We start from the raw sequence: 13282 nt of genomic DNA, 5'->3' as shown, positions 1-13282 counted from the left end.
CCGCAAAAAGTTGCAAAAAGTGCAAATATTAAATTATTATGTTTTTTGCATAATACAAACTGTATATTAAATCTAAAAATTTAGTTACTCGCTAAACGTATTCTAATTGTAAAAACTTTGACGAAGTCCGCAGGGCGAAGGCTGGAAAAAGTTGATATACATTTATAAAAATATATTTTTATCTTAATAAAAGCAAATATGCAACAAATAAAAATTGAGAAAACTTTTAACAAATTTTTTAATTACATCAATAGAAATCTCTAGTCTCTGTTTCAAAATATTCTTCTAAGTTGTATGGAGAATATATTCCTTTATCTGTAACAACGGCACTTATTAGTTTTGGAGGTGTAACATCAAAAGAAGGATATATTCCTTTAACGCCTTTTAATGTATTAGGTATTCCTCTATATGATAAAACTAACTCTGGATCTCTTTCTTCTATCACTATATCAGAGCCTTTGTTTTTGTCTTTATCTGGTATTCCTGTAACATAATAAGGAATTTCAAATTTGTCTGCCAATATTGCAGCTTGAAGAGTTCCTATTTTGTTTGCAATATATCCGTCTCTTGTGATTGTGTCTGCAGCTGAAGTAAATATATTTATAGCACCTTTTTGCATAACATAAGCGGCCATATTATCAGTAATAACTGTTACATCTATACCGCTTTCATAAAAACAAGAAGAAGTAAGTCTTGCCCCTTGAAAGTATGGACGAGTCTCTAAACAATATGCTTTAAAAGTTTTATTTTCTTTTTTAGCAGCCCTGCACATCATTCCTACTATAGTCTCTCCAAAGCATTGAGTTAATATAGAAGAATTGTTTTCTACAAGTTTTATTAAGTATGTTCCAACCTCTTCCATAATGGAATATCTTCTGTTTAGAGATTCTATTGCATTATTAAAAATAGCTTCTACTGGGCTTTTACCTTCTTTTAATGCTTTTTTAGCAGCCTCTAATGCAGATTCTGTTATAATTTTATATCTGTTTGCAGTTGTAGGTCTAGAGTTTGCAAGTACATTAGAAGCTTCTGTTAAAAATTCAATTTGTTCTTTTTCTGTTTTCTTTTCAACTTCACTTGCCGCCAAAGCCATACCCATAGCACAAGCCGTATAAGGACCAGCACTTTGAGTAACCATATTATATATAGCCTCAGCAACTTCTCTGTAATTATAGCATTCCACAAAACTAATTTCTGTAGGGTATATTCTTCTATCTAATATTCTTACTTTTTTGTTTTCATACCAAGCAACATTTTCGTATCTCAACAAAAAAGGCAAATCATAATCTTTTCTTTCCATTGTTGTAGTCCATAATATTTAATATATATATTTTATCGTAAAATATAAAAATTATCTATATTGTTTTTCTTAATTATTAAAAATATTCCAAGGGTTATAATCTGGTAAATCTGCTTCAATAAATATTTCTTCGTTTTTTGTAGGGTGGGGGAATTTAATACTTTTTGCAAACAAAGCCAAAGGCACATCATCTCTGTCATATTTTATGTATGAACCGTATTTTCTGTCGCCATATATAGCATGCCCAAGATTTGAAAGCTGTACTCTTATTTGATGAAACCTTCCAGTTTCAAGTTCTATTTTTAAAAGACTTAAATTTTTAATATTATCTTCTTTTAATACTTTATAATGAAGAATAGCTTTTTTAGCATTCTTAGTATTTTCAAAAACAACCATTGCAATGTTTCCAAGTTTGTTTGTTTTTTTTATGAGATAATTTTCTAGAGTATTTTCTTTTTCTAATAATATCCCTTTAACTACGCAGTAATAGGTCTTTTGAAAGTTTCTGTTTCTTATAGCTTCACTTAATCTTGAAGCTGCCTTAGAAGTTTTAGCAAATACCATAACTCCAGATACAGGTCTGTCAAGCCTATGCACTAAACCCAAAAAAACGTTTCCTTGTTTAGCATATTTTAATTTTATATAGTCTTTTATATTTTCAAAGAAAGATGTATCGCCTGTATTATCTGCTTGAGTTGGAATGTTTGGAGGTTTTACAGCTACTATAATATGATTGTCTTCATATAGTGGATTTATAAAGTTTGTAATTTGTTCTAAGTTGTTCATATGGATTTTTATGTAAGGAAATGTGCCGAGTCAGGGAATCGAACCCTAGACACAAGGATTTTCAGTCCTTTGCTCTACCTACTGAGCTAACTCGGCAAGTGAAAATTAGTATAACATACGATAAAAAAAAGTCAACACATTTTTTAAAATTTTATTTTATTAATAATTAACTTTATTACAAACAAATAAAACAACTGTTTTTTAAGTAAACACACTTTGACAAATATAATTATTGCTTATATAATGCATATTATTTTAAAAATGGGATAGCTATGACTAAAAGAAAAGATAGAATAATAACTTTTATTTTTGTACTTGTGATTATTGTTTTAATAAATGCTATAGTTAATCAATTTACTCCTTTTATAGATTTAACTAAAGATAAAATTTATTCTTTAAGCAGCGGAAGTAAATCTTTAGTTAAGAGTTTAAAAGAGCCTTTAAGCGTGAAGTTTTTTTTAACACCTAATTTACCACCTCCTTTTTCAACATACGAAAAATATATAAAAGATTTATTTGCAGAATATAAATCAGCAGCAGGAAAAAATATAAGCTTTGAAATAATAGACGCCTCTACAAATACAACAATGGCTAATCAATACGGAATTACTTCTACTCAAATAAATGTATTAGAAAAAGACCAAACAAGCAGTAAAATAGCATATATGGGTTTAGCGTTTATATATGGTGATTCTATTGAGTCTATACCTTTTGTAAGGTCTACCGAAGGTTTAGAATATAATATTGATACAATTATAAGAAAACTTATTGATAAAAATGATAAATTAAGCAGATTAGAAAATAATTTAAATGTTTATTATATATCTTCTCCAGAAGTTTATGAGCTTTTACCTATTGGAGCAATAGAGTTAATACCAGATAGCATAATGCAGGCTGTAACAGAAGCTAATAAAAACTTAATGAACAAAGTGGTATTTACTCATGTTGATATGTCTAGTCCAAATCAAGAAAATGAAGATATAATAAAAAAACTTAATATTAAAAAATTAGAATGGCAAGATATAAAAGATAATGACGGTGCTATTATAGTTCCAAAAGGAAGCGGATATTTTTCTTTAGTTTTAGAAAATGGTGATGATGTATTAGAACTTTCTACTTCTTCTATACTATATGGGGATTTTGCAGGCATCACAGATGAGATTTCTAAAGGTATAGACAGTATGCTTGGATTAAAGGCTAATATTGGTTATATAGAAGGGCATAATGAACCTAATACTATAGATATACCAGTTCAATATGGAGGAAATCCTAATGATGCTTATATTAGTGCGAGCAGATATGCATCAGAGATTGAAGCTAATTACAACTTTCAGCCTCTAAATTTAGATACACAAGACATTCCTTCTACAATGGATGCTTTAGTAGTATTAGGAAGTTTAACTCCTTTTAGTGATGCTGAATTATATAAGTTAGACCAATTTATAATGAGCGGTAAACCTGTGTTATTTATGCTTAATGGTGCTCATATAGATGAAAATGACCCTAATGCACAAATGTACGGACCTCGTTTAACTCCTGTTACTAATAGATTAAATGAAATACTTCCAAGTTATGGACTTTATATAGCTACAAATATGATATTTGATGATAATGCTTATAGAGCACAATTACAAGAGGGTATGCCTGAGCAGAAATTATATTATATACCTCTCATAATGCCTGAAAATATTAATTCAAAAAACGATATAACAAAAAGTATTAATTTAATGCTTGCTCCTTTATCTAGTGAAGTGTTAATTAGCAGTAATGATGCTAAAATTACACCATTATTTTATTCTAGTGATAAGAGCTGGGTAGAAACTAATGAATTAACCTCATCTATGACTGGCATGCCAAAAGACAGTAATTTGCTTTCTAAAAGACTTATAGCAGCAATTTCTCAGGGCAATATGACTAGTGCTTTTGATGGTAAAGACATTCCTATTAACTCTACAAATATTAATATAGCAAATGTTAATAGATTAAACTCCACAACAAGCGGAAGGGTTATAGTTGTTGGTTCTCCTGATATGGCTAGAAATAGTGGTTTTGATGCTAATAAAATTTTCTTAATGAATATGATTGATTATATGGTGGGGGATACTGCTCTTATGGATATAAGAAGAAAAGGTGCTATATTTAACCCGCCTTATCAAGTGCCAGAAAGTATAAAGATGGCTGTGAGATTTATTAATATAGTAATTGTTCCTTTGATTGTTATATTGTTTGGTGTAATGTTGTGGCATAGAGATAAAAACCGAAGAAAGAAAATATTTGAGAAATTTAATAATGGCGAAGAAAAATAATACAGTATTTGTTTGTGAGAATTGCGGAGAGAGCACTATAAATTGGATGGGCAAATGCCCTTCATGCGGTTCTTGGAATAGCTTAAAGCCTTTTACTGAGCCGGAAGAAAGTAAAATAAAAACAGTAAAAAATGCTCTCTCTACAGATAAAGCACAATTAACTTCAATAAAAAAAATTAAAACTTCTGATAGTATAAGAACATCAACTAATATAGATGAACTTAATAGTGTATTGGGTGGCGGTATTGTATCTGGCAGTGTTATACTTATAGGCGGAGAACCAGGAATTGGTAAGTCAACACTCCTTTTGCAAGTAGCCTCAAATATCGCTAAAAAAGAGAAAGTTTATTATTTTACAGGTGAAGAATCATTAGAACAGATAAAATTGAGAGCAGATAGGCTTGCACTAGAAGATTCTGACTTTTTAATATCATCAGAGTCAAATTGCGACAATATAATAAACACTCTTTTAGATGAGCCTCCATCACTTGCTATAATAGATTCTATTCAAACAATATATAGCCCAACTACAAACAGTATAGCAGGCTCTCCAGCACAAATAAAAAACTGTGCTTGGGCATTGATGCAAACAGCAAAGCTAAAAAACATAACAATATTTTTGGTAGGGCATATTACAAAAGAAGGCACTATAGCAGGACCCAAAATATTAGAACATATTGTAGATTGTGTTCTATATTTTGAAGGTGATGATAAGGGGATATATAGAATATTAAGAGCCGTAAAAAATCGTTATGGGGCAGTTGATGAAGTTGGAATATTTGAGATGGTAGAAAATGGTCTTATGGAAGTAAAAGACCCTTCAAGAGTTTTTACTCGTTCTCTTAATGAAGCTGTGTTTGCTGGAAGTGTGATAACTCCTGTAATAGAAGGAAGCAGGGTGTTTTGTGTTGAGCAAGAGGCTTTGGTTGGAAGCAGTGCTTTTGGTTATCCTAGAAGGCTTACTATAGGTTATGACCAATATAGGCTTCTTATAATTATTGCTATATTAGAAAAAAGATGTCATATAAATCTTTCTAATCAAGATGTTTATATTAATATTGCAAATGGTCTTAATGTTAAAGAGACTGCTAGTGATATTTCTATTGCTATGGCTATAGTATCAAGTATGTATGGAATATCTATTCAGAGAACTACAACATACATTGGAGAATTGGGGCTTTCGGGTGAGGTGAGACCTGTAAGGTTTATTGAAAGGCGTATAAAAGAGATGAAAAAATTCTCTCTTAAAGAAGTTTATATTTCAAAAAGAGCTGTAAAAGAATTAAGCAAATCAATAGAAGGCGTTAAGATTATAGGAATAGACCATATTTCTGAAGCTATAAAAATGCTTGGCGTGTCATAAATCGTTTAATATATTTTTTAGTATTTGTGAAAAATATATACAATAATTTATTAAAAAAATACTTTGTATTACAATTTAATATAATTAAAAAATATTCTAAATATAATTGTTTGCAAAATAATCATTTATGCATTAGAATATTACAAATTAATTTTTATTAAGAGGTGTTTTATTATGGCATCATTTATGGATAGTTTAAGAGAAAAGGTTAAGGCTAATCCTAAAAGCATAGTTTTAGCAGAGGGGTATGATGAAAGACATGTTAAGGCTGCTGTCATACTAAAAAAAGAAGGTTTAGCAAAAGATGTTATCTTAATAGGAGACAAAGCTAAAGTAGAGGCTTTAGCAAGAGAAAATTCACTTGTGTTAGGAGATAGTTTTGCTAGAGTATTCGACCCTAAAACAGAATCTAAAACAGAAAACTATATAGAATTATTATTTAAAGCTAGAGAGAAAAAAGGAATGACTAGAGATCAGGCTAAAGAGCTTATCGTTTATAATTCTGTATATACTGGTGCTGCTATTTTAGCTGACGGCGGAGCTGATGGTATGGTTGGAGGAGCTGTATATGCTACAGGTGAGATGCTTAGAGCTGCTTTATTTTTAATTGGATTAAAACCAGGAATTAAAACTTTATCTTCTACATTCTTTGTAGAGAGTCCTGATAAGGCTTTATTCGATGATGGTATGGCTTGTTTTGCTGATTGTGCTGTTATACCTGACCCTACTTCTGAACAGCTTGCTGATATTGCTGAGTCTACTGCTGATTCTTTTAGAAAAATGACAGGTAAAGACCCAAGAGTGGCATTCTTATCTTTCTCTACTAAAGGTTCTGCAAGTCATGAATCTGTTGATAAAGTGATAGAGGCTAAAAAAATATTAGATTCAAGAAATGTTAATTTTGTTTATGATGGTGAGCTTCAATTTGATGCTGCTATAGTTCCAAAAGTAGGAGAACAAAAAGCACCTAACTCTAAAGTTAAAGGTAATGCTAATGTATTAATATTCCCTAATTTGAATGCTGGTAATATTGGTTATAAAATTGCTCAGAGGGTTGGTAAATGTACTGCTATTGGTCCTATGCTTCAAGGTATTGCTAAACCTGCTAATGACCTTTCAAGAGGTTGTTCTGCTCAGGATATTGCTGACTTAGTAGTTTTAACTTCTTTGCAATAATTTAATTATTTAATTTTTAATAATAAAAAAAGCCCCTTAAAATATTTAAGAGGCTTTTTTATTTCTTTTTCTATTATTACTATTATTTTAATCTACGCTATATTCTGCTTCACTATCTCCGCTTATAACAAATCTATATGGGTTAGTTGGCATTATTTTTACTAAATAGTTATATAAAAGTGTTGAGCTTTGTAATACTGATGTGTTGGTATTATAATAAAAATACTTTGGATATTCTAAAACATAATCATAATAAAGACTGTCTTTAGAGCTTACAATTTCGCCTATTTTATTATTAACTTTCCAGAGGAAATATACTGATTTATCTGTAAAATAATTTGTAGTTTTTTGATTTAATATATAAGAGAAATAATTTGCAGATTTTAAATAATCATAATTCTTATAATAGTTCATAGCAGACTTATAATGTTCAAATACATCTTTTACTGGTTCTATATCATTAGTCATATATCTAGAATAGCTCCAGCCGATTATAGGTCCATAGTATGTGTCATATCTCACTAAAGACCAATCCTCGTTTTCTCTTTCTTTGTTATTATATACATTTGTTTTATTTAATACTGTAACGAAGTCATAGTTTTGCATTACATATAATTCTGTCTCTTTCCCTATACTAATAGCAGGAATTCTATCTCTTATAATAATTCCATTTCCTCTTATATAATAATCTTCATTTAATACAGGTTTAATTGCTTCTATTCTATCTTTAATAGTTTTCATTGTTTTATCATATTCTGTTTTTTCATTAGCAGTTAATTCAAAAGGAAGCACATCTGGAAAATATGATTTATTATTTAATATATTCTCCTGAAGTATGCTTGTTCTATATCTGTCTGAAAATCTTTTTAGATAATTTACATTGCTTAAATATTTTTCTTTATCTTCTGCAGATGATATTATTTGGAATCTATGACGCATTCCAAAGTAGTAGGCAAAATCTTTAAGAGGAAATACGCTTTCACTGTCAGCAACTATTCTGTCAAATATAGCTCCATTAAATGTGTATACATTGTCTTTAATTTTTATTCCTAATTGATTATAAATATTCAATAATTCTTTGCTTCTATTTGTAGTTGCAGTATTAACATTAGTGTTGGCAGAGTTTTCTTCTCCCTCTACAATACCTTCAGATATTAGCTTATTGTAAAAAGCGTCCATATAAAGCGGGTCATTTTCTACCATATAAATCAAAGCTTGACCAAGTAAATATGAAGCCTCACTTTGATAATAACTTGAAGGATATGTAAACAAAAATCTAGCTAAAGTTTCAAAACCATCTTTATAGTTTGATGATAATATTTGGTCTCTTCCTTTTAAGAAGGTTGTTAATTCATTGTATGGTGTTTGGGCATTCACTTCTTCTTTTTTTGGAAGAGATTTTAAAAATTCGCTTAAAGCACCATTATCTTCTGTATTTTCTATTGTTTTTAATTTTTGAAATTCAGTTATAGAATCTTTAACTTTACAAGATGTTAAAGAAGAAATTATTAATGCAATAATTAAAATATTTTTTATAGTGTTCATCTTATACCTTTTGAGTTTTTAGTTTCTTTATAAAACTTTCTAAAATTGATTTAGAAAAATCATTGTTCTTATTTTTAAGCATGCTATCAACTAATTTTTCGCATTCTTCTATAGATACAGACCTTATTATATTTTTTACTTCTGCTATAGAAGTTACAGACATAGATAATTCTCTAATACCAAGACCAAGCAAAATAGGAGTATACTTTGGAACGCCTCCCATCTCTCCGCATAATGTTACAAGTTTATTATTATCATTTGCTGTTTTTATAATCTGCTTTAATATTCTTAAAACAGATATATCTATAGGGTTATAAAGATAAGTTAATTTTTCATTTGTTCTATCGCATGCCAATACATATTGTATTAAGTCATTAGAGCCTATGGAAATAAAGTCGGTTTCTTCTATAAGTAAGTCTATAATAATTGCTGCTGAAGGTGTTTCTATTAAGGCTCCTATTTTTATATTATCATTATATGCTATATTTTCTTTTTTTAATTCTTCTTTTGTTTCATTAATGAATTTTTTAGCCTCTAAGAACTCTTCTAAAGTGCTTATCATAGGTATCATTATTTCTATATTTCCATATACAGAAGCTCTTAATAATGCCCTTATTTGATTTTTAAATATTCTCTTATTTGATAAACAAAATCTTATAGCACGCCAGCCTAAAAATGGATTATCTTCTTTTATGTTAATAACTCCAAGAGAAGGAGCCATTTTATCTCCGCCGATATCTAATGTTCTTATTATCACTTTACCATTTGCAGATGAAGCTATTTTTTTGTATACATTAAATTGTCTTTCTTCTGTTGGTAAAGCACAAGTGTTGCCATCATCAGAGTAGATATATAAAAACTCTGTTCTATAAAGACCTATAGAATCTATACCATATTTTATAACGCTTTCCATTTCTTCTGGTATATCTATATTGGCATTTATTTTTATTTCTACATTATCTTTTGTTATAGCTTTTTCTTTGGCATCTTTAATAGACTGCTCTTTATATTTTTTTAGATTTTCAGATAATAAAGTATAATTATGAGTATCTTTCTCATTTGGATTTAATATTACAATATCACTTCTGCAATCTATTATAATTTTTCTATCGTTTTTAGCTCTATTAGTAATATTTTCTACATTAAAAATAGTAGGTATTCCAAAAGATTTTGCAAGTATAGCGGCATGAGAAGTATAACCTCCTCCTTCAACTATAAATCCTCCAACCCCTATGCTGTTAAATTTTAATACATCGCTTGGTGTTAATGTTTTAGATATTACTATGCAGTCTTTTGGTATAGAAAAAGTGCTCTCTGTACTTGGGTTAAGCAGATTTCTTATTACTCGTCCCTTTATGTCTATTATATCGCTTGCTCTTTCTGAAAGCATTTGATTATTAAAAGCAGATATCCTATCAAAATATTCTGTTATCACACTGTCATATACATATTCAACATTTAATAGCTTTTCTTTTAACTCATCTTTTACCTGTTTTATTATTACAGGGTCTTGTATAAGTAAAATATGCATAGATAATATATTTTTTAATTTATTATCTACGTTATTTATTAAATATTCTATTTGATTTTTTGATTGTTCTATTGCTTTATCTAATCTTATATATTCTTCTTCAATATCTTCTTTTTCTATATTATACATTGGGGTTATTAATGAGTTAAGATATAGAAATGAATCTCCTATAGATACATAATCACCAATACCGTTTCCTTTTAGTATAGTTCTTTTATCAGGCATAATCTCCCCAATATTATGTTAATTCAATTTTGTAATTATAATATATATGCAAATATTTTCAATAGTAATAAAAAATAATTATCAAATATTATTTAACATTTCTATTACTATTTTTTTTGAGTTTTCTGCTGCTTTTGCAACAAATTTTGGAAAATCTACTACAGCATCACTATCAGCTTTATCAGACAAAGAACGTATTACAACAAAAGGAACTTTAAACATCAAAGCGGCATGTGCAACTGAAGCTCCTTCCATTTCTATAGCACCAGCTTTGAATTTATTATGTATTTGTTTTACTTTATTGTTATCACCTACAAATTGGTCGCCTGTGGCAATAGTATCAATATAAACTTTATTGTCTGTTATAACTTTTTGAGCTGAAGTTTTAGCTAGTTCTATTAAAGATTTATCAGCAGGGTAATAGTTTTTATCATACCCTTTAACTAATACAGTAAGCTCATCTCCGTCTAATGCACTTGTATCAAAATCATGTTCTATTAAATCTTTTGATATAACTATATCAGATATATCATAATCAGGATTACCAGAACCAGCAGCACCTGTGAATATAATTTTTTCTACATTGAATTTTTCTATAGCAATAGTTGTAGCAATAGCTGCATTAACTTTACCTATACCAGATTTTAAAAGCACAATATCTTTACCGCATAATTTGCCTTTGTAATAAGTAATATTAGCTATTTCAATTTCTTCTATATTTTCAATCATATTTTTAAAATTATCAATCTCACAGTCCATAGCACCGATTATTGCAATTCTTTTTATTTCAGACATAATATAATTTTTCTCCTTAAACATTAATAATTATAATATATTATATATTAAAACTATATTTTTATAAACTTCTTATTTAAGTTTTTTATAATATTGTAATGGATTAGTAAAATGTTAAAATATATTCAATAAATTTTTATTATAAAGAGAAAAACATAATGGATATATATAAACAAACAGATGTGTTAATTGTTGGTGCTGGAATAGCAGGACTTATCGCAACAGAAAGAGCAATGAATATTTTTAAAAAAGTATGCCTTGTAACTACTGGTAAGATTTGTTCAGGTGCTTCATATTTTCCATTAAAAGCAACATTAGGAATACAGGCTACAAAAGACAAAGATGACTACAACAAATATTATGAAGATATAACTAATATGGGTGATGGAGTTGAAAATCCTGAGTTAATAAAAACTTATATATCCAATATTAAAAAAGATATTTATTTATTAAAAAGAATAGGGTTTCAACCTTGGCTAAGAAAAGATTCAAGGCCTGCATGTTTTGCTAAATATTCAAGAGATGTTTTTTTGATTAATAATTGGAATGAGGCAAGAAATAGAGCAAAAAAGATATTTAGAAAAAATAAAAGATTAAAAATATTTGAAGAAAGCACTTTATTAAGAATAGTAAAAAATGGAGATAGAGTTGCTGGAGCTGTATTTCAAAATAAAGATAAATTCTTTTTTGTAAAATCAAAGGTAATAATATTAGCTACAGGAGGAGTTGCTGGTAATTACAAAAATAGTTTATATCCAAAAAATATTAATGGGGTAGGTAATGTTGTTGCCTTAGATGCTGGAGCAATTGCACAAAATATGGAATTTATACAATTTATACCAGCATATTTAAAGCCAAAATATAATGTATTATTTGGAGAGCATACGTTAAAATATTGCATAGGTATGTATAACACAGAAAATCAATTACTTTTAGATGGAATAAAAAACGAAGAAACTAAAAAATTATGGATAGAGAGAAGTGCTTATGCGCCTTTTAGTAATGATTTTGAAAGCAGAGAAATAGATTTAAAAATATCTTCTGAAGGCGTTAAATTAAAATATTCAGAAGATTTATACAAAGATAAAGAGGAGTTTTACACTGTATATTTAAATTGGCTTAAAAAAGAAATAGGAATAGATTTATTGAAAGATGAAACTGTTATTACTCATTTTGCTCATAGCTGCAACGGCGGAATAAAAATAGACAGCAATGCATTTACAGGTATTAAAGGGCTTTATGCTATAGGTGAGTTATCATCTGCTATAGAGGGAGCTAATAGGCTTGGAGGTAATTCTGTTGGAGGGGCTTTAGTATTTGGAAATAATGCTGTTAAAAATGCTTTTGAATATATTAAAAATACAAACTTTGATGATTTTAATAATATAAAATTAAACAATATAGAAAAAGAATTTAATAATTGGATTAATGAAATTTCAAAATATGATAAAGAAAATAATCTTACAAAAAATGAAGTTTTAATTAAAATAAGAAATTTAGTAAATGAAAATCTATCGGTTGTAAGGAGTAAAGAGAAAATAGAATTCATTCTTAATGAACTTAATAAGATAAGAAGTAATTACAGTATAAAAGAAAATATTAAAGATGGTTCTATAGAGATTTATTTGATTATTGAAAGCGTAAAGATAATGGCTTTAAGTATGCTTGAAAGAGAAGAAAGCAGAGGTGCCCACTACAGAGAAGATTTTAAATACTCAGCTGATAAAATATATAAACTTCAGGTGAAACGCGAAAACAATAAAATTTTAATAAATAAAATATATAATTAAGCGGAGCTATAAGCCGTATTCTGTCATTTAAGGTAAACATTTATCTAGATACTGCATCACTGCAGTACTCAAGCGAGCTACCTGAAACCTTTATGAAAAGGGCAATCGGTTTCTGTTTGCTCTTGCCTCTCATGGGGTTTACACTGCCATTCATGTCACCACAAATGCGGTGTGCTCTTACCACGCCTTTTCACCCTTACCTAAAAATAGGCGGTATATTTTCTGCTGCACTTTCCATAGGCTTTCGCCTTCAAGCCGTTAGCTTGCATGAAGCCCTTTAGAGGTACGGACTTTCCTCAGTATTAGTTATTTAAATACCGCGTTTACCCACTCCGCATAGTGTGTTACTTTATTATAAAAATAGAAAAATGTCAATTACATCATTATATATTGAAATTTTAAATTTTATGAAAAGTTATATTTTTTATTCATATTGCAAGGCTTTGCCCTTAACGAAGTACACAC

Annotated in this window: 9 protein-coding genes, 1 tRNA gene and 1 other RNA gene; 4 read left to right on the top strand and 7 right to left on the bottom strand. The window is 28.9% G+C overall.

Annotation, left to right across the window (positions count from 1 at the left end):
• Positions 1–247: 247 nt before the first annotated feature.
• From E6A48_RS02810 to E6A48_RS02800, 3 genes are all read right to left on the bottom strand, one after another.
• A complete protein-coding gene (locus tag E6A48_RS02810) occupies positions 248–1300 on the bottom strand; it encodes an S-methyl-5-thioribose-1-phosphate isomerase (RefSeq protein WP_013245101.1) in 1053 nt (350 codons plus the stop codon).
• A 69-nt stretch (positions 1301–1369) separates the two neighbouring features.
• A complete protein-coding gene (locus tag E6A48_RS02805; RefSeq protein ID WP_219708464.1) occupies positions 1370–2086 on the bottom strand; it encodes an RluA family pseudouridine synthase in 717 nt (238 codons plus the stop codon).
• A gap of 23 nt (positions 2087–2109) precedes the next feature.
• Positions 2110–2182 (bottom strand) — tRNA-Phe (locus E6A48_RS02800).
• A gap of 176 nt (positions 2183–2358) precedes the next feature.
• Here E6A48_RS02800 and E6A48_RS02795 point away from each other — a divergent pair.
• The 3 genes from E6A48_RS02795 (at position 2359) to pta (ending at position 6931) form a co-directional block, all read left to right on the top strand.
• A complete protein-coding gene (locus E6A48_RS02795; RefSeq protein ID WP_219708462.1) occupies positions 2359–4392 on the top strand; it encodes a GldG family protein in 2034 nt (677 codons plus the stop codon).
• Positions 4376–5755, top strand: a complete 1380-nt coding sequence (gene radA / locus E6A48_RS02790) for a DNA repair protein RadA (protein ID WP_219708461.1) — start codon at positions 4376–4378, stop codon at positions 5753–5755. The genes E6A48_RS02795 and radA overlap by 17 nt, the downstream gene beginning before the upstream one ends.
• 174 nt (positions 5756–5929) lie before the next feature.
• Entirely contained in the window at positions 5930–6931 is a 1002-nt protein-coding gene (gene pta, locus E6A48_RS02785) for a phosphate acetyltransferase (RefSeq protein WP_013245105.1), read from the top strand.
• Positions 6932–7018: 87 nt separating this feature from the next.
• Here pta and E6A48_RS02780 read toward each other — a convergent pair whose 3' ends face one another.
• The 3 genes from E6A48_RS02780 to E6A48_RS02770 all read right to left on the bottom strand — a co-directional run bounded on the left by E6A48_RS02780 (position 7019) and on the right by E6A48_RS02770 (position 11027).
• Positions 7019–8476 (bottom strand): tol-pal system YbgF family protein, encoded by a 1458-nt coding sequence (locus E6A48_RS02780; RefSeq protein WP_219708460.1) that lies wholly within the window; start codon positions 8474–8476, stop codon positions 7019–7021.
• 1 nt (position 8477) lies between these two features.
• Positions 8478–10232, bottom strand: coding sequence for a phosphoenolpyruvate--protein phosphotransferase (gene ptsP / locus E6A48_RS02775; RefSeq protein WP_219708459.1), 1755 nt, complete (start codon positions 10230–10232; stop codon positions 8478–8480).
• 81 nt (positions 10233–10313) lie between these two features.
• Positions 10314–11027: a 5'-methylthioadenosine/adenosylhomocysteine nucleosidase gene (locus E6A48_RS02770; RefSeq protein WP_219708458.1), complete on the bottom strand. Its 714-nt coding sequence runs from the start codon at positions 11025–11027 to the stop codon at positions 10314–10316.
• 158 nt (positions 11028–11185) lie between these two features.
• Between E6A48_RS02770 and E6A48_RS02765 the strand changes: the two genes are divergently transcribed.
• Positions 11186–12817, top strand: a complete 1632-nt coding sequence (locus E6A48_RS02765; protein ID WP_219708457.1) for an FAD-binding protein — start codon at positions 11186–11188, stop codon at positions 12815–12817.
• On the opposite strand, the gene rnpB is transcribed toward E6A48_RS02765, so the two are convergent.
• An RNA gene (rnpB, locus tag E6A48_RS02760) (RNase P RNA component class A) lies at positions 12811–13156 on the bottom strand. The two genes, E6A48_RS02765 and rnpB, sit on opposite strands and share 7 nt — an antisense overlap.
• Positions 13157–13282 lie beyond the last annotated feature (126 nt).

Source organism: Brachyspira pilosicoli (assembly GCF_019402445.1).
Taxonomy (GTDB): domain Bacteria; phylum Spirochaetota; class Brachyspiria; order Brachyspirales; family Brachyspiraceae; genus Brachyspira; species Brachyspira pilosicoli_B.
Note: the sequence above shows the minus strand (reverse complement) of the source record. Positions and strands in the feature narration are given on the sequence as shown.

Excerpts from the sequence above, each read along its gene's own strand:
- E6A48_RS02810 (WP_013245101.1), bottom strand. The coding sequence starts at position 1,300 with ATGGAAAGAAAAGATTATGATTTGCCTTTTTTGTTGAGATACGAAAAT.
- E6A48_RS02805 (WP_219708464.1), bottom strand. The coding sequence starts at position 2,086 with ATGAACAACTTAGAACAAATTACAAACTTTATAAATCCACTATATGAA.
- E6A48_RS02795 (WP_219708462.1), top strand. The coding sequence starts at position 2,359 with ATGACTAAAAGAAAAGATAGAATAATAACTTTTATTTTTGTACTTGTG.
- radA (WP_219708461.1), top strand. The coding sequence starts at position 4,376 with ATGGCGAAGAAAAATAATACAGTATTTGTTTGTGAGAATTGCGGAGAG.
- pta (WP_013245105.1), top strand. The coding sequence starts at position 5,930 with ATGGCATCATTTATGGATAGTTTAAGAGAAAAGGTTAAGGCTAATCCT.
- E6A48_RS02780 (WP_219708460.1), bottom strand. The coding sequence starts at position 8,476 with ATGAACACTATAAAAAATATTTTAATTATTGCATTAATAATTTCTTCT.
- ptsP (WP_219708459.1), bottom strand. The coding sequence starts at position 10,232 with ATGCCTGATAAAAGAACTATACTAAAAGGAAACGGTATTGGTGATTAT.
- E6A48_RS02770 (WP_219708458.1), bottom strand. The coding sequence starts at position 11,027 with ATGTCTGAAATAAAAAGAATTGCAATAATCGGTGCTATGGACTGTGAG.
- E6A48_RS02765 (WP_219708457.1), top strand. The coding sequence starts at position 11,186 with ATGGATATATATAAACAAACAGATGTGTTAATTGTTGGTGCTGGAATA.